This is a genomic window from Bradyrhizobium sp. LM2.9 (assembly GCF_054056555.1).
On sequence record NZ_JBSRYJ010000002.1, the window covers coordinates 4,385,408 to 4,402,731 of the forward strand.

Genomic DNA, 17,324 nt, shown 5'->3' on the forward strand with positions numbered 1-17,324 from the left:
TTGGAAGTCAAGTTCCAACCTGTCCTTTCGCGCGCTGTCGGGCAGATGGTCGCGAGGCCTCGATACCTCGTTGCAAGTGCGCGATGGCCTCAAGGTTGGCCGAGCGCATGGCGGCCTTCTTGCCGGCGCGCAGCCAATATGCCTCCGCCCTTTGGAACTGCCCGGCCTCCTTCAGATGGTGCGCGAGAGTTTCAGGTTGCGTCTCCACAATTTCCGGGAACCGTTGCTCGAAGGCGTCTGCGATCGTGGCATGCAGCGCTGCGCGTCGGCTCTTCAGCAGTCCCGAATAGGCAGCCTCCCGCACAAGCGCGTGCTTGAAGGTATAGACCGCCTGGGGTATCTCGCCCCGGCAGAATATCAACTCCGACCGAACCAGCTGCGCAAGCGCCTCCTCAAGTCTCTCTTTTGGCAACCCGGCTACGGTGCTCAGCAGTTCGTAGGAGAACTCGCGACCCACCACAGCGCCGATCTGAGCCACCTCCCTCACCGGAGCCAATCGATCGAGCCTCGCCATCAGTGATGCGTGCAAACTCGTCGGAATCGCCATCGGGGGGCAGAGGACGGTTGAGGACGTAGTGATCGCCCTGCTCATGTAATAGCCCGGTTTCGAGCACAGTCTTAGTCAGTTCCTCCACGAATAGGGGCACGCCATCGGTGCGGGCGAGGATCTGCTCCATTACCTCTTCCGGGAGCGTCTTGCCGGAGGTGACGCGCTCGATTAGCGCCGCCCCGTTGCGTCGGTTCAGCCGCGTGAGCGAGATCGTGGTCACATGCGCATGACCTGGCCAGGGCGGCGTGAACTCTGGCCTCGCGGTGATGAGCAGCAGCACCCGAAGCCGCGGTAGCTGTTCCAAGGTCATCGTGAGCAGCTCCAGCGACGTCGGATCTGCCCAATGGACATCCTCCACAATGACGAACACGGGCTGTCGCTCCGCCAAGAGATTGAGCTGAGTCAAAAACGCCGCCAATGTCATCTCCTTGCGCTTCTGCGGGCTCAGCTCTGGAATGCGGTAGCGCTCACTTGGTGGTAGCGACAGAAGGTTGGCCAGAGGTAGCAACACGCGGTCGGCATCAGCCCGCACGAGCAGAGCCTCGAGCTTAGCGAACTTCTCTGCGGGCGGGTCGCCCCGCTCGAACCGGGCAGCGCGTTCAAGCTGGCGGGTGAAAGGATACAGCGCACTGTTGGTGTGGTGCGCCGAGCAGAACTGGCGCACCGTGATATGCGGTTCGGCCTCGAGCCGCTCCTCAAGCGCCAGCGCAATGTGCGACTTGCCGATACCGGGCTCTCCGATGAGCATCACCGCGCAACCTTCGCCACGCCTGGCGTGCTGCCAGCGACGCAAGAGCATCTCGATTTCCTCGTCACGCCCAATTGGCGGCGCCAATCGGGTTTTGTGCTGAGCCTCGAAGCGGCTTTCCACTTCGGTTGTTCCCAGGACCTGCCAGGCTGGCATTGGCTCCGCCCATCCTTTAAGCGCGACAGGGCCGAGATTGCGGAATTCGAAATGCCCATCAGTGAGCCGGTGCGTACTTTCGGAAATCAGCACGGTACCCGGGATTGGCGAAGGTCTGCAGGCGCGCAGCCAAGTTCGGCGTCTCGCCAATGACCGTCTGCTCTTGAGCTGAACCTTCGCCGGTCAAATCGCCCACGACCACCATACCGGTAGCGATGCCAACGCGAACCTGCAGCTCGGTGGCGGGGTCTGTCCGGAGGCTAGCTACGGCATCGACCAGCGCCAGCCCGGCGCGTGTCGCCTGTTCGGCATCATCCTCGTGCGCCTGGGGATAGCCGAAATAGGCGAGCACGCCATCTCCCATGTACCGCGCGATAACGCCCTCATTCCGGGCAACAACCTCTGCGATACAGCCGTGATAGGTGCGCATTACGGCCCGCAGGTCCTCCAGATCAAGGCGGGCCGAAAGTGCCGACGAGCCGACCAAATCGCAAAACATGACTGTAAGCTGACGCCGCCCGGCGTGGTCCGCCGACGCCGGCTTAGCGCCCACTTGAGGCTTTCGCGGGACCTCTCCCTGAAGTTCTACGATCGCGCGCAGCATCTTGCGGCGATGCCCAAGCAGGACGCCCAAATCTTTTAGATCCTGCTCCGTGAGATCTCGAACGACCGAGAGGTCGATGGCGTTTTCGCGGAATCGCTCGGCGTACTCGCCCAAACCGATCGATGCTAGCCACTCTGCAATACCGGTCATGGTATACCTATGGCTTATACGATGAGAATAGCACATTAGAGAGGCTTGCGAAGGCACATCTGTCGACCGAAGCGCCGATCACCGGACTTCTTCCCAATGTAACATAGTGGCCCAGGCGAAAAGTGAACGCCGCCAAGCGCGATGTCTGTTAAGGGTCATTGCGGTCCTTGCGCAACGCGCCGCTGACGTCCGATAAGCGCCCTTAACGGACTCCACGCTATTCGGCTCTCGGCCGTTCCGGATGGCAGAAGCCGCAATCGACGCGGCTGCCCTGCGCAGCTAAGCCTTCGACGCGCAGCTGCTGCGTTTTTGTAGCGAGCCTGCACATAGCTGGCAAACTCCTCCAAAAATAGTTGACGCCGCGGCCAGCACGGTCCGGGCCGCAAGGTCCTTCGCCATTGCGACAACGCTCGCAAATTTATGCCGTAGGTCACGACGCTTAAGGCCGCCCTTGAGGCGCTTCCGCTCAAACCACGCCTGATCCTGACCACGCCGCCGCCTCGAACGGACGCGAGCAACACTGCGCCGATTTCAGACTACACGGAACGCAAGGCACTCGATGCCACGATCGGAGCCAAGAACCGTGATCGATAGCTTTGGCTGCCGCGTCTTCAGCCTCCCTACGAGTGGGAGAATTGCCGGTCCGATACCTGTGCTCGCTCAGCTTCGCGGTCTAGCATTACAGTTGCCTTTTTTTGAGAAGGGCGCGCTGAGCGACCGCTTGGTGTGCTCTGCGCCAGTGTGACCATGCGATGATGTGTGCGGGCTGGATCCGCTTTCGGGCGAGTCTGATGGCGATGCGGCGGATTTCCTGGATGGACCAACGGATCAATAACGGCGTGGCGCTGCTTTTGTTTTTGCCGTGGTCCGGCGTTCGGTTTTTTTGGGCGGCGGCGGATTGGCGCGGTGTCGGATCACCGCCATCATGGCGAAGGCGAGCATCACCAGGGAAACGTGGCGATGCCAGCCATGCCAGGATCTGCTTTCGTTGTGATCGAGCCCGAATTCGTTTTTCGCGGTCTCAAAGCTGTCCTCGATTGCCCACCGATGGCCTTCGACCGCCACCAGCGTTTCGATGGATGTTCCTGCTGGGCACCAGGTGGTGAAGAAGGCGAGATCGCCATCGGCGATATGACGACGGATCAACAAACCGCGTGTCCAAAGACCTTGATTTGCGCTGTTAAATTCTTCGACATCGAGGTCGGCCAATTCGAGATAGCACCAATCATGCAGCCGCGGTCCTTTGGTTCCGTCCCCTGCGGACAGGCGTTTCCAGTCGGACGAACGCCGCATCAAGGCGATGTCCGCGGCGGTGCCTGAGACTGGTCGCCGCTTGCCCCAGGATTGAAAACACATGAGCGCTGCTAACCCCGAGCACATAGCCTTTGCCCGCCTGGCGTAGTTGCTGTTCGATATCGCCGACGCCGTAGACAGTGTCGGCAGCAACCCACTTGAATGGCACTGACGCGGCTATGGCGCGTGCGATCATTGCCGTCGCAAGCTTTGGTTTGGTCGCAAAGCCGGTATCGGCAGGCACGTATGCGGCTTCCAGGCGATCTGGATCGTCGGTCCATTGCTTCGGAAGATACAGCGCGCGATCGATGAACGCATGACCGTGGCGCGAAACGCAGGCAGCGAAGACTCCGATCTGGCAGTTCGTGATCTTGCCCGCGGAGCCCGTGTATTGCCGCCCCACTCCGCACGAGGCCTTGCCCTGCTTGAGAAAGCCGGTCTCGTCGATCACGAGCACCGCATCGTCATCCGCCAAATGCTCGATGACATAATCGCGGACGATATCGCGCAGAGCATCAGCATCCCAGTCACTGCGACCCAGGATCGCCTGTTGCCGCCATGGACCGGGATCACCGGCTGCCTCCGCGCGCATCCAACCGGTCTTGCGTTGCTCATCGCCAAGCAGACCTTCCAGAAACAAGCCTGCATTCGCAGCAACACGATCTTGCTTGAACAACGGACGTATCCGCTTCTTGATCTCCCGAAGCGACGCCGCCCATAACGCAAGCGTCTCTTCAATCGACGCAGCACGCGTCCACGATTTGCGAATCATGGTTGCCCATGGATTCAGAACCCTTCATAAAACGCAACTGTAATGCTAGGCCGGTAAGGCTGCACGATCACCGATCATGGTCGGGGACCCATTCCTCCGCGGTTGAGTCCCAATGATGGGTGTCGTCGAAGTGTTTCCAGAGTGGCGGCCTTGACGTGCTTTCACCCTTCTGTCGGTTTGCATTCAGTGCGCGGAGTTGAACGACGAGCGTCCCAGCCATCGTGACCCATTCGCGAGCGTTATATCGGGAGTTCCATTTGATTGCGGTGTGCATCGGATGCCTCCTTCAAAGTAAGAAGCCTTCGCCACATTAGCCAGGGCCAAGAACACAGGGATGTAAACTACTTCACAGTCGGTCAACATCTTCGACATAGCCGCGGGCGATCTTACTGCGCTGTGACCGCAACTACTTCGCTCAATATTCCGGCGCCCGGCATTGGTCATGTTGCCGCGCGATCAAAACGCACGCGACGAAACGTAGCATCGTACTTTGTGCGCGAACGCACGTCCTTTCGACAGAGTGCATTCATCGTTGGTGGGCGTGCGTCGATAGAGGCCAGCGTATGCTTGAGCTTTGGAACAGACCGGTACGACACCTGGCCTCGGCGGAGGCGCGTGCCACGGTCCTCGTCATTGTCCCGGTGGCTGCCGGCGCTATTATGCTGGCGGAAAGTCGGCGGATAAGCGGACGTGGTCAGATCGGGCCGGCACGTCTAGACGGGCCAACAGGCGACGTTCGTTAGCCGGCACGGCGACCGTCAGAGAAAGGCCACTCTGCTGCCGTTCCCCGAAGGCTATCTCGGGAGATGGCGAAGATTATTTCTACCTGCCCTGCCCTGCGGTAGCCTTAAGGCCTTCGTGGATGTTGACTCGCCTCTTGCGGCACGGACGATCTGGCAGCAGCTTTCACAGTCAAGTAGGTACCGGCGGACAATGATTTCTGTTGTTGTCGGGTCACGACAGCATACCTTTTGACCGACGATCTCTACGTTGGAGGGTCAGACTATTTCGCGTCGTACGCCTCTGGCCCTTCTCATCATATCCCTAGGTGCGATCGCCGCGGTCTGGTGGTGGCTGGCCATACCGATCAACTTGGCGCGCGCACCGATCGATCCGAATGCCAAACTGCAATGCATATCCTACGCGCCCTTCCGCAACAACCAAACGTCAGAATCGCCGACACCAGTGCCGCGGGACCAGATCGCAGAAGATCTCGCCCAGCTTGCCAAAATAACCGACTGTATCCGTACCTATGCGACTGATCTTGGCCTTGATCAGATCCCCGAACTTGCGTCCAAGGTGGGGCTGAAAGTCATTCAGGGAATTTGGCTCGATAGGGACCGACAGAAGAACGCGACGCAGATATCCACGGGCATACGCCTCGCCCAGCATTATCCGGAAACCATCACCGCACTCGTGGTCGGCAATGAGGTTCTGTTGCATCGGAAGATGACGCCTTCCGACCTTGCTGCCTTAATCCGCTCGGTCAAGGCACAAGTGCCGGTCCCCGTCACCTATTCGGACGTCTGGGAGTACTGGTTGCGCTATCGGGAACTCGATGACGCCGTCGATTTCGTCACCGTTCATGTCCTGCCATATTGGGAAAATGTGCCGGTCCCGGCGAAATCTGCCGCTGCTCACGTCGACGCCGTCCGAAAGCAGGTGGCGTCGGCGTTTCCGGGCAAGGAAATCCTGATTGGAGAAACTGGTTGGCCGAGCGAAGGGCGGATGCGCGGTTCGGCGCTACCGTCGCGCACCAATCAGGCGCGGGTGATCTCGGAGGTTCTCGATCTTGCCCGGCGCGAGAATTTCCGCGTCAACCTGTTCGAGGCGTATGATGAATTGTGGAAGCATGAGTTCGAGGGCACCGTCGGCGGATCGTGGGGCTTATTCGATTCCGCGCAGCGCACGCTGAAATATCCGCCCGGCATCCCCGTCAGCAATTATCCGCTCTGGAAACTGCAAATGAGCAGCGGAATGGCGCTGGCGATCCTGGTGTTCGGCGCTGCATGGCTGACCTCGCGCCGGAAGCTCTCGCAGCCCCGGCTCGTCTCATGGTTTGCGGTCGGAACATCGGCAACCACCGCCGGAGTCCTGTTTGGGGTGGCCGCTCAAAAGATGGTCTATGAAAGCTACGACGCGGGCAGCTGGCTTCTGTGGGGCGCACTTCTGGTGGCGGCAACTGCCTCGCCGCTGTTCGGCGCCAACGCCCTGATGTCGGGGCGCGCACCGCCCACATTTCTGGAATTGCTGGGTCCGAAGGACTACCGCACCTCATCGGTGCTGGCGATCATGCACGGATTGATCTTGATCGTAACCATCGTGATCGGCACGGAGACCGCGCTGGGCTTTATGTTTGACCCGCGCGAAAAGGATTTTCCTTTTGCGGCCCTCACTATGGCGGCGTTCCCTTTTGCGGCAATGACACAGCTCAATGGCCCCAAGAAAGGAATCCGCCCCATGGCGGAAGCGATATTTTCCGGCGTATTCTTGGTGGCAGCCATCTATGCGGCGCTTAGCGAAGGGCCAGACAATTGGCAGTCGTTGTGGACTTGTGCTGCCTATATACTGCTTGCGGTTACGCTGTGGCGGGCGCGCGCTTGAGTCTCCCCCTTCGGGCCAATACCAGACGTCAGTCGATCACCTGGTCTGCACGGCTGAGCAGCGTTGGTGGAATGATGACACCGAGTGCTTTGGCGCTGGCGACGCTGCCCGCTCAAACCATTGAGAAGCTCGCGAAACTGCTGCCGCCGGCAGCTTCGCTCGGAAACCCGGTTGACGTCGCCGGCGGCACGGATGCGGATCCTTCCGTCTTCGCCGCCTGCGCGAAGGCACTGCTTGAGGACACGAATGTGGATGGGCTTCTCATCACCGGACTTTTTGGCGGGTATGGCGTTAGATTTGCCGCCGCATTGTCGCAGATCAAACTGGTAACGACGGAAGTCATTGGCGAACTGGCAAAGCAGAGCGCCAAAGCCCGTGCTGATTCACAGCCTTTACGCCGCCCTGAAGGGAAGCGAAATGCCGCGACCGCTTTCGCACTCGAAAACGTGCAAAGAGAACATGTGCCGCTCAAGCCTGTTTGGGGCTAGAGTCGCTCCGAGCCGCGCGAGCGGATGTCGTGTGCACGGTCGCGCGCCTGACAGCCGCCATGTTTGCAAACCGCAAACCTGGCTGGATCGAACGATCGCAAGTTGACGAAGAAGAATTCGAAATTGCGCGAGCCCGGCCGAAGATTGCTACAAAATGCGTGCACGTCATTCGCAACCCTCGTCTGCCAATGCAGAGCAGAGAGCGTCACCGCAAAATCAATTCACGCAAATTGCTAGCACTCGCTCGGACGGCGACAGGCACGCCGCCAGCGACAATCCCTGCCAAGTTACGCAAAAGAACTAGCAGCTCCCCCTGCCCATCGTGGCCGGTGCTTGACCGTCCACGTTGGCAATTATTGATTCTGCAATATTCGCGGCTTCAGAAGCGACAACCGTGATCAAGAAGCGCCACGATCATCCCCTCCTGATTAAATCAAATCTATTTTAGATTAAAGCGCCAGTCCTTTTTTTATTTATTCGCCACATTTAATGATTAATGCATCGAAATCAAAAACAAAGAGGCTCTTGCGCCCCTCCTTGCGAGGCGACACCGGAATTTTACGGCTTGTCTCCCAGATGCACTCGGTCCGCAAGATGATCTTTGCTTCGCGTGGATCGACAGTCGCAGGGAGCCAGCTGGAGCCAAACTCAGCCCTATCTGCGAAGACGAGGCATGAAAGCAACAGTCTCGCAATACGTTGCGCCAACCTGTGATTATTAACTTGCGCATCCGACGCGATCCGGGCCCGCCGCCGTGAAGCGGCGAACTTGGCTTGAATGTGATCCTGGTCATCCTCATCGGGTCAGTAGCCGTCCTTGTCGCCCGGGCGCACGTTCCAGAGCTTGAGACCACCGCGGGACTCAATGGTGGCGCGCTCTAAGAGCCAGGTGCGTAGCCAGACCGCTGACGCAACCCAACTGCTGGGTTATGGCTCGGTAGCCGGCGCACGTGCCCTGGAGGGCGGCGAGAGTCCTGGCTTGGGATTTCTGACATTGCGATGCTCGCGCACGAAGCTTCGCTTCTCGTGTTGCTGCCCCGCGCACGTTTCTCGTTCGCTTTACCGCGCAATAGGTTCTCCGCAAGGCATTCGAAATCGATGTGAAGCTTAAACCGAAACCAGTTCCCGGTCAGCTTACCAAGGGAACCAAATTGACGACCATTAAATGATAAATTTGATTATAGTATATAATCATGATGACTCCATGTCAAAATTGAAAAATATGATTTTGGAAAACCTGGGAGGTTGAAATGGAAGCTGCCCGCCGCCTTCGTGCAATGGCGCTGCTTTGCCGACAGACTGCCGCACTCCAACCTGAGAGAAGCTGGAAACTGCTTGCAGAGGCCGAGTACTGGGAGCATCTGGCGGCTGCGGCTTCAGCTCATTGAGCTTCGGTTGAGTGTCCTTTGTCTTTCGCTTTTCGTCGACTTCTTCCTTCAAGTCATTTTCTGAGGCATGTGATGTCGAGTACGCGTCAGATTTTCTCTAGTGCTGTTCTGAGCGAACGGCACCAGGCGCTTCTGGAGGAGCTTAGACAGGTGGAGAAGCTTCGACGTAAGCTCCGACATGTAGAAGCAAGAACAATCGGCAGAAGACGGCGTACCAAAGCGAGCGGCGGAGCAAGAGCCGTTTAGAGACCCGGCGGTCCGAAGGTTGACCCGCGTTGGCTCACTCGCGCGATTCGATGGACGGATTGCCCGCGTTCCTCGCATCTGCGACTATTTTGAAAGAGGACTGGGCGTCTTCATCCCCGCAGTAGCGAGGCTCGGCGACGACGTCGCTGTGACGTGTCGGCAACCAGCCGGGCCGGGGTGCCCCACAACGCTCGAACTAACTCGGCGACGAGACCGGCCGTCTATTCGGGGTCGCGCATTAGCTCCGACTTTCATTCGACGTTGCACTTCGGAACACGGCAACAAGTCGATCGCCTTCCCAAAGCTCAACGTCGTGCTCGTCATGCATTTGCTCGGCTCGGCGTCTCGCCGCTTGCTCGTCAATGCAGTCGAGCTTTGCAGCGCAGATCACTTGCCGGCTGCCGTCCACCACGAACACTTTGTACCGCATGATGCAGGCCGTCCCAAAGGGCGACCATCATCGTAGTCGAATGTCCGTCTAAGGCGGTGCCAAATTTAGTGCGGCGTACGGAACCTTTGTACGTGTGGCTTCCGCTATACTGGTCCGTGGAATCCCATCGATCGCGCGGCGGCAGTACCTCGTATCTCGCTACCTCAGTGGCGTAATCTCACCGCGTACCGAAGCGTGCGGCTCGAGCTTAAGAGCGAGAGGCCGCCAAGCGTCATCAGCAGCACACCAAACCAGGCCGTCCAGCTGCGGGCTTCGTCGCGCGCCTCTGCAGTGCGCGCGCCCAGCGGCATAACTTGAGGTGGGTCGGCGGACGCGGCGGCGAGAAGCTGCCCAACGTCGACTCGGCTGGGCATGGAGTGTTCGGGCGTGAGCTGGCTGCTGGGAAGATCGACAAGGGTGAGGCCCGTGAAGAGATCGGAAGCGGCATCAGCTACCTTCATTCCAGGTACGGGCGGCTGAGATTGCTCGGGCGGTGCGGAGCGCAGCAACTCCGCGCGCGCATCAACGACCGCGCTCCGCCTGGTCTGCGTGGTCCCGTTTTCGTCCAAACTGGCGCTGCGGTCTTTGGCCATGCGAGCCCGCATGGGCTTCTTCACCGTCGCGACGCTCTCGGCCAGGAACCAGCATTTGCGGTGACCGTCCGTTCGGTAGACCCAATGCTGTCCGCCGGTGGTCGAGGTACTGGGACGCGGCACGCATTCGGCTTGCGGCGGAGAGGTTACCGTGGGTTGGGACGTAGCAGTATTGAAGAAGTCGGCAAGAGAATTGGAAGACGCAGGCGCCGCCCAAAAACCTCCAACAAGGACTAGGCTGGCGAAGTACAATCGCAAATGACCGGACATTGAAAACTCCCGGGTTCGCCCCACCCCCGCTCGAGCCTCAGCGGCGACAACGGCTCCCATGCGGCTTAAATCGGGCAGCGCGACAAATTAATTGTACTCTTGTCTGATTAATATGCCGGTCCAGTACTCGGGGATTGCAACACGAGGCAGCGCGATCGATTCATCGAGCCACCTGAGTTGCGCCGGGCCTCGCTCCCGCCCGCGATCCGCGCCGCCGCCGCCCGGTCGATCGCCATCGTTGCGCTGGTCCCCGGACACGAAATCGCAACTGGCCGAGGGGTGAGTTTGTGGATGTCACGATACGTGGATACCCCTCGCAGCAATTAAATACTCCGCCACGATATTACCACTGTCGCGCCATTCTCCCTGCTACCCTCCAATTTAAATGTGGATTGCACGATCATTATTTAATTGACGGCTTGTCTGCTCCCGGATTCCCGACTTGTCTGCGTGGGCCTTCTGCCCAAGATTCGGATGGAGCCATGAACACCGCGCATTTCAATTCGCTCTCCGTTGACGAGCTCTAGATATTTCACCAAGAGGTCGCCGCCAAACTCACTCAGAAATGTTGGTGCAAAAAGCACATCTGGAGGAAAGGCTTCACAGGATTGGACTGGCCAATGAGGCCACACGGCTCAATCGTAAGCGCCGCCGTCCATACCCGCCCGTCCGTCCCAAATATCGCAATCCGAAGAACCCAGCGGAGACATGGTCGGGTCGCGGCAGGCTACCTCGATGGCTGCGGCCGCAGCTTCGAGGCGGCCGAGATTTGGACGATTTCCTGATCGAGCGGACTTCAGGCCAAAAGCGGCAGACAAATTGAGCGCCGATTGCGGTTTGAAATGGGAATGCTGACGCCGGTTGTTACCCCCTGAGGCTCTGAGCTTTTCACATCATCGTTCAAACGCGGCTCATAACCATGCTTGGAGGCATCGCCATAGCGAGCGCGCTGGCGATCTGGCTGATGGTTCTCGCTGAATCGCTCAGAGAGCCCGCGGCGCGGTGAAGACATCCACAAGAATCTCAAGCGCGCGATGGCCCGCGTCTAGTCGTGGTGCCCTCTGAAGTGCCGCCTAACCGCATTCCACGCTCGAAGGACTGGAAGGGGGAGGACGACGAAAGAACTCTGATTGCAACCGGCGTCATCCCGCGCCGCAGAAGTGGTGGGTCGTGATCGTCCGATCGACGGGCCATCGTGTTGATCGTCACCGGAGACGGAGTTCCTGCTCGCCGAGCAGGTGCCGTTCTGCGCGAGGGCAGGACAACTACAACGAACAGAACGTTCACCGGTAGTCATATTTTCCCACAATGAGAAGGAAAGTACGCACGAGAACGACCGTCGTCTGATCTAAAATCTGCCGAGGTTACTCCTGCCTCATACCCGGCACGCAGCCAGCAACACTGCGTTCGCGGACGGAGCCGCTTCACCGCAGCCAGCACATTGGCATCCCCCGAGGCCGTTGGGCCCCGAGCGCTTCGCGAGCGTCTAGGATCGCTCGCAGCCTAGTCCGGCGCAACACTCGCGTCTGTGCGCTTTCGAACATTCATGCCCCTTCAGGTATGCTAGTTCTATGCATCATCCGGCGAGTGCCGAACAGGGATGCCTCAGCCCGGGAGCCGTCGCGGCTAGAATAAGCGGCCAATTTGGCAGTTCGCAAAGAACCAATATCCTGTTTCGGTAGTTGACTCCCGCGTGGTCCGAACGAGCAAACTGATTGTTCGGGCCGAGGATAAGTTTAGAAGCTGAGCCGGCACACATGAAGGACCTCCGACGACGTTTGGAAAAGGTCCGCGCTGACGCCAGAGGCTTTGCGCTGATGAGTCAGCAGGCGACGGACACAGAAGAGTGCGAGCTGTTTAAGCGCTTGGCGGATGAACTCGCCATCGAAGCGCTCGAGCTTGAGCAAATCGTGAAGCGAAATGAGCCATCGAATCCGTGCGACCAGCACGAGGTCATGGAGTTTAAGCCAACCTCTCAGCGGAAGCGCGGCTGACGTGGAAGAGGTTAAGCCGGCGACGGCTTTCGCCGCATCGCATTGCGCATGGATCCAGACGTCGCTGTTCGTCGCTTGTCCTCGCCGTCGGCTTGAATGACTTGGCGCATTCACCACCTCCGTGCTGTTGTCGGATAAGCCGAGATGCGGACAGCGAGTTGGATGGGACGGCGGTGGTCCACCGTGGACTGCAGTCCGGGCGGCCGCTCATCTCCGCGGCGGGCGGGCGTTCACGGTCCTGTCCCAAACGCCGGCTCCTTGCGAGCGAACCAAGCGATTATAGCAAGTCGTGCAGGACTGAAACTTGTCCGGCAAGTCGGGCGCATCGATCGCAAGACGAAGAAGAGACCATTGAGGACTCGACGGCCATTGGCATCACGCTGGACCGCTTAGGACAGAAGGCTTGACCGGGCGTTTCGACGAACTGGTCCAATCGACAAGCGCAAGGGCGGCGGTGTTCTTGTGCCGCAGAAGGCAGGAACCGCGTTGCGGCGTCGTGGTTAATAGAAGTTTGGCAAAGGAGATCGTCAGATGCCCCACGCCAAGCCTTTGATAATCGCCACCATCGTCGCAAGCTCATCTCTGTTGATCCTGGCGCAAGCCGGCGGCGCAAACGCCGGGTCCGCAGGCGCAGGCACCGGGACGGGCGCGAGTAGCGCCAGCGCTGGTCCATCGGCATCTTCTGGAATGGGAACGGGTGCAGGCAACGCTGGTCAATCAGCGCCCCCAGGAATGGGAACGAAAGATACTGCCATCGGCGGAAATCCAGGCATCAACGCCGAGCCGAACAATCCGAACGTTCAGCCCGCCGCGCCGGCGCGGTCGCGGTCCGCCGCCCAGGCCGCAAGAAATGCCGGGGCTGGTCACGCTCAGAATGGTCTGCCGATCGGCGCGATCGGGACGGGCACGAGCAATGAGGACCAACCAGTCGGCGGCGCCTTGTCCACTCGAAACAATTCTTCGCCAGCAGCGCGGGCCGAAGGAAATAGTCTGCCGATCGGAACGCGCGGGAAGGGCGCCAGCACATCGGACCAGGTCAGCCGGGCGCGCGCCGCAGGCGCCGGTGATAAAGTGCTGGACGCAAAAGCGCAGATCGAGCGAAGAACAACAGTTTCTTCCAAACGCGTTCCCAGCCGGGTAAAATTGGGTTTGTAGTCTGAGCGAGGCAGCCCGCAGACATGAGCGATGATGCGATACTCCTTTAGTGCGTGCGGCGTTCAGCAGGCGCTCGAACAGGACCACGTCACCTCAGTTCATGAGGCGGCTTCCAACCCTTCCGTCATTTGTGCCGGAATGATTGATCGAATGACATGCGAGCGGCCCGACGATGTATTCGAACGCGAAAGGACGCAGCGCTTCAAAATGTCTGCCGTGCAAGTCGTCGAAAGAGGTCACTCGATCACGGCACTAGCACTGGCTCCCTTACGGTTGTTCGATCAAAGGAGAATTGCACCGGCCATCGCAAACGCCACGGCCGACGAACGGACTCGTCGCCTCATCGATCATGGAGATGCTTCTGTTTCCGGGGCGAAGCTTCCGCTTCCTCGTCACGCCGCAGCAAGCTAACGTGTAAGTGGTTCAGTCCCGAGACTCCAACGAGAGATGGGCCTTTGTCGCATACGGCGACCTAGTCTGGGTCCAAATCCGGCCTTTCGGAGCGCCTATCTTCGTCGTACGATGCATCCCCCAAAGCTCGGGGTGAACACGAGACGGCGCGAATTCCTCGGGATGCAACGGCGCCCGGTTCGTCTCACTGGTTCTGAGGTGATCCGCGGGAATTGAACAGTAAGCGGCCAGCTCCATCGCACGCGCCGTCGCTTAGTCCGCCAGCAGACTGCTGTGATCAATTCGGTCTGAGCGCATCTGCCGTATCTAGCGCTCTTAGATGCAGAGATCAAAGTTTCGATAGACGAACCAATTGCCTGGTCCAGGACGTCGACGATGTCCAATCCTCGATCATTAGCCTCCGAGACAAACTCTAGCAGAGGCGTGAGCTACATCGGTAGTTTGGTCGCGATCGGAGCCATCTATCTCGTCTTGGCTAAAGGCGGGCTTGCTCTCGCGTCCATTCATCCCAGTACAACGCCAATTTGGCCACCGACGGGTGTCGCGCTGGCGGCGGTGCTGTTGCGGGGATATTGGACCTGGCCAGCAATTTTTGCGGCGGCGTTGATCGCAAATGCGACGACGGCAGGCTCGGTTGCTACCGCAATCGCGATTGCGGCCGGTAATGCTCTTGAAGCGGTTGTAGGCGCTTATCTCATTAATCGGTGGTCGGGTGGGTGTAACACGTTTTCAAGCCCCGATTCCGTTGCAAAGTTTGTTCTGATTTGCGTCGTGATCGCGACACCGATCAGTGCCAGCATTGGACTGACGAGTCTGACAATCTTCGGGTACATCGAACAGAAGAGTTTCGCCGATGCGTGGATCACCTGGTGGCTGGGAGATGTGACAGGCGCACTGGTCATTGCTCCTGTTATCGTGCTTTGGGCATCAAGCCGCTATCATCACTTCGAACGCCGTGCGCTTCTAGAGACGGTCGGCGTCCTCACGACAGCAGCGATTGTTGGACTCATTGCTTTCAGCCCTTTGATCGAGCAAACGCCCGGCCGAGATCCACTGGGTTTCCTCGCGATCTCGCCAATGTTGTGGGCGGCGCTGCGCCGCGGTCCACGCGATACCGCGACCGTCGCCCTGGTGCTTGCGGGCATCACGATCTGGGGCACGCTCACGGGCGGCGGCCCGTTCACAACTACGGACCTTAACGCATCGTTCCTGCTGGTGTTGATGTTCTTGATCAGCATTACCGTTCCAAGCTTGTTGCTGAGCGCCGATGTCGAGGTGCGCAAAAAGGCGGAGGAGCGGCTGCGGCGCGCGCGCGTCGAACTCGAGCGGAAGGTCGCAGAGCGGACGCAAGAGCTGGAGCTCGCCAGTGCAGCAAAATCACGCTTTTTTGCCATGGCAAGCCATGATTTGCGGCAACCGTTACATGCATTAGGGCTGTTTGTTGCCCAACTGCGCACGCCGCTCGAACCGGTGGAGAGGGCAAGGACGATCGAGCGGGTCGACGCAACGCGCAAGGAAATGGATGAAATGTTCAATTCGCTGTTGGACATTTCGAGAATCGATGCCGGGATGCTTATCCCCAACATTAGCGAATTCCCGATCGGGCGCCTGTTGCAAAAAAGCGAGACGGCGTTTGATCAGGCGACGCGTGAAAAAGGCTTGCGCTTACGCGTCTGGCCAAGTGACGCCTGGGTACGGAGCGACGCCATGCTGCTCGAACGCATACTCCTGAATCTGGTATCCAACGCTGTACGCTATACGTTGCAGGGCGGGATCCTGGTCGGATGCCGTCGGCGCGGTGAAATGCTGCGCATCGAAGTATACGATACCGGTCCCGGCATTCCCGAGGATCAAAAGCAAAATATCTTTGGCGAGTTTTTTCAAGTTCCTGCTCCGGAGCAGAACCGGACCGGCGGACTGGGGCTCGGCCTTGCCATTGTCGACAGGCTTCGCTTGCTTCTCAACCATCCAATCGAGCTCGCTTCGGCTGTCGGTCGCGGTTCGCGATTCACGATCCTGGTTCCGAAGGTGGACGAATGCGTCAAGGCCGCGGCGCCCGCCGACTTACCACACACCGGTGCTTTTGCAGTCGACGGCAAGACAATTCTTGTTATTGCCGATACTCCAATCGTGCAGGAGGGAACGGGCGGATTGCTCAGCAAATGGGGATGTTCGGTTCTTGCGGCCGGATCCGACGAAGCCGCACTGGTCCGACTTGCTGAGCGCGAACAACGCCCCGACCTCATAATCTCGGACTATCATCTCGCACGCGGGAAGACCGGAATCAGGGCAATTGAACAAATCAATGCTGCGTTTGGCTCGTCAATTCCTGCCATTCTCATCAGCGGCGATACAGCAGCTGAACCACTGCGGGACGCTAATGATAGAGGATACGTTTTGCTGCATAAGCCGGTCGACCCAATGCAGCTCCGCGCTGTCATGCACAAGCTGTTTAGGGATCACGCTGGTGGGAGAGACGCTGGGGCAGTTTCATGATCCAGATTTCGGCGGCCACTCCCAGCCCATTTTTCCGACCTTTATGACGGCCTCGGTGCGCGTCGCGACGCCGAGCGCCTTGAGAACAACGGTGATGTGATTCTTCACTGTAGGCACTGCCATATTGAGCATCCTGGCAATGACCTTGTTGCTCTTTCCCTTCATCAGGAGCGCAAGTACTTCAATCTGCCGATCGGTCAACCCGAGCCCCTTGAGCGAGTCGGGCGCCACTGGCTTGTTTGCATGCCGTGGGCCCGCTGTCTTCTCCAGTATCTCCAACGGGATGTAAACTCCGCCGGAGAACACCAACTCAATAGCGTTGAGCATCACCTCGCGTTCCGTGGTTTTCGGAATGAAACCCAGCGCGCCGAGTTTGAAAGCGCGCCTGACCGTGTCTTGATCATTGGAGGACGAGAGAATGACGACAGCAGTCCTTGCATAGCGATCGCGCAGTTCGCAAAGGACAGAGAAGCCGTCACGATCGGGCAAATTGATATCAAGCAAAATGAGGCTGATGTCGGGATGCTCCTCGACGATGTGCATGGCCTCTCGGCCGCTCGAAGCTTCGAATATGACGGCTTCTCGCTTTAGTTGCTTCAGGACAGCGTGCAACGCGGCCCGAATCAATGTGTGATCGTCAACAACAAGCACCTTCATAAAAAGCTCTCCGTCTTCTGACCGCCCGGAGATCAATAAAAATCATACACCCGCCTTCGAAATCGTCCATCTTCCATCTCGGGTCTGGCCAGGGGTTCGCGGTCAGGTAAGAAGGGAGCGGACTACGTGAAGCGGGGAGCTCGCTGGCCCCTGGTCCATGCGAGCGATGAATTGCTCATCATGTGTCTGACCGAGGCCAAGACGGCAGGGCGGACGGTACCTTGGTCATAGGACCTAGGTACCTCTCTGTACCGACCTCCGGCCGATTTACAGGTTGCGGCGCTTGCACGATGATGACGACGGTCAGCCTCTCCACCAGA

11 protein-coding genes and 1 pseudogene are annotated in these 17,324 nt (G+C 58.9%); 6 read left to right on the forward strand and 6 right to left on the reverse strand.

What is annotated here, in order from left to right:
- Positions 1-7 precede the first annotated feature (7 nt).
- The 4 genes and pseudogenes from ACVWW3_RS22885 to ACVWW3_RS22900 form a co-directional block, all read right to left on the reverse strand.
- On the reverse strand, positions 8-478 hold the full coding sequence (locus ACVWW3_RS22885) for a hypothetical protein (protein ID WP_456672131.1): 471 nt from the start codon (positions 476-478) through the stop codon (positions 8-10).
- On the reverse strand, positions 393-1,454 hold the full coding sequence (locus ACVWW3_RS22890; RefSeq protein WP_456672132.1) for an AAA family ATPase: 1,062 nt from the start codon (positions 1,452-1,454) through the stop codon (positions 393-395). The genes ACVWW3_RS22885 and ACVWW3_RS22890 overlap by 86 nt, the downstream gene beginning before the upstream one ends.
- A gap of 58 nt (positions 1,455-1,512) precedes the next feature.
- A complete protein-coding gene (locus ACVWW3_RS22895) occupies positions 1,513-2,208 on the reverse strand; it encodes an adenylate/guanylate cyclase domain-containing protein (protein WP_456672133.1) in 696 nt (231 codons plus the stop codon).
- A gap of 828 nt (positions 2,209-3,036) precedes the next feature.
- Positions 3,037-4,273, reverse strand: a pseudogene (locus tag ACVWW3_RS22900) (IS701 family transposase).
- A gap of 990 nt (positions 4,274-5,263) precedes the next feature.
- On the opposite strand from ACVWW3_RS22900, the gene ACVWW3_RS22905 reads away from it, so the two are divergent.
- Both ACVWW3_RS22905 and ACVWW3_RS22910 read left to right on the forward strand, forming a co-directional pair.
- Positions 5,264-6,877 (forward strand): glycoside hydrolase family 17 protein, encoded by a 1,614-nt coding sequence (locus ACVWW3_RS22905; protein WP_456648570.1) that lies wholly within the window; start codon positions 5,264-5,266, stop codon positions 6,875-6,877.
- A gap of 71 nt (positions 6,878-6,948) precedes the next feature.
- A complete protein-coding gene (locus ACVWW3_RS22910; RefSeq protein WP_456648569.1) occupies positions 6,949-7,365 on the forward strand; it encodes a hypothetical protein in 417 nt (138 codons plus the stop codon).
- 2,227 nt (positions 7,366-9,592) lie between these two features.
- Here the strand turns inward: ACVWW3_RS22910 and ACVWW3_RS22915 are convergent.
- Positions 9,593-10,291, reverse strand: coding sequence for a hypothetical protein (locus tag ACVWW3_RS22915; protein ID WP_456648568.1), 699 nt, complete (start codon positions 10,289-10,291; stop codon positions 9,593-9,595).
- 565 nt (positions 10,292-10,856) lie between these two features.
- Between ACVWW3_RS22915 and ACVWW3_RS22920 the strand changes: the two genes are divergently transcribed.
- The 4 genes from ACVWW3_RS22920 to ACVWW3_RS22935 all read left to right on the forward strand — a co-directional run bounded on the left by ACVWW3_RS22920 (position 10,857) and on the right by ACVWW3_RS22935 (position 16,347).
- Positions 10,857-11,114: an H-NS histone family protein gene (locus ACVWW3_RS22920; protein ID WP_456648567.1), complete on the forward strand. Its 258-nt coding sequence runs from the start codon at positions 10,857-10,859 to the stop codon at positions 11,112-11,114.
- Between the two features lie 934 nt (positions 11,115-12,048).
- The gene (locus ACVWW3_RS22925; protein WP_456648566.1) at positions 12,049-12,285 is read left to right on the forward strand and encodes a hypothetical protein; all 237 of its coding nucleotides are present in this window, start codon (positions 12,049-12,051) and stop codon (positions 12,283-12,285) included.
- A gap of 732 nt (positions 12,286-13,017) precedes the next feature.
- Positions 13,018-13,440, forward strand: a complete 423-nt coding sequence (locus ACVWW3_RS22930; protein ID WP_456648565.1) for a hypothetical protein — start codon at positions 13,018-13,020, stop codon at positions 13,438-13,440.
- A gap of 834 nt (positions 13,441-14,274) precedes the next feature.
- Complete coding sequence (locus tag ACVWW3_RS22935) at positions 14,275-16,347, forward strand: MASE1 domain-containing protein (protein ID WP_456672134.1); 2,073 nt, start codon at positions 14,275-14,277, stop codon at positions 16,345-16,347.
- Here ACVWW3_RS22935 and ACVWW3_RS22940 read toward each other — a convergent pair.
- Positions 16,342-17,004 carry a response regulator gene (locus tag ACVWW3_RS22940; RefSeq protein WP_456648562.1) on the reverse strand — a complete coding sequence of 221 codons (663 nt, stop codon included), beginning with the start codon at positions 17,002-17,004 and terminating at the stop codon, positions 16,342-16,344. The two genes, ACVWW3_RS22935 and ACVWW3_RS22940, sit on opposite strands and share 6 nt — an antisense overlap.
- Between the last annotated feature and the right edge of the window lie 320 nt (positions 17,005-17,324).

Excerpts from the sequence above, each read along its gene's own strand:
- ACVWW3_RS22890 (WP_456672132.1), bottom strand. The coding sequence starts at position 1,454 with ATGCCAGCCTGGCAGGTCCTGGGAACAACCGAAGTGGAAAGCCGCTTC.
- ACVWW3_RS22895 (WP_456672133.1), bottom strand. The coding sequence starts at position 2,208 with ATGACCGGTATTGCAGAGTGGCTAGCATCGATCGGTTTGGGCGAGTAC.
- ACVWW3_RS22910 (WP_456648569.1), top strand. The coding sequence starts at position 6,949 with ATGATGACACCGAGTGCTTTGGCGCTGGCGACGCTGCCCGCTCAAACC.
- ACVWW3_RS22915 (WP_456648568.1), bottom strand. The coding sequence starts at position 10,291 with ATGTCCGGTCATTTGCGATTGTACTTCGCCAGCCTAGTCCTTGTTGGA.
- ACVWW3_RS22920 (WP_456648567.1), top strand. The coding sequence starts at position 10,857 with ATGTTGGTGCAAAAAGCACATCTGGAGGAAAGGCTTCACAGGATTGGA.
- ACVWW3_RS22925 (WP_456648566.1), top strand. The coding sequence starts at position 12,049 with ATGAAGGACCTCCGACGACGTTTGGAAAAGGTCCGCGCTGACGCCAGA.
- ACVWW3_RS22930 (WP_456648565.1), top strand. The coding sequence starts at position 13,018 with ATGGGAACGAAAGATACTGCCATCGGCGGAAATCCAGGCATCAACGCC.
- ACVWW3_RS22940 (WP_456648562.1), bottom strand. The coding sequence starts at position 17,004 with ATGAAGGTGCTTGTTGTTGACGATCACACATTGATTCGGGCCGCGTTG.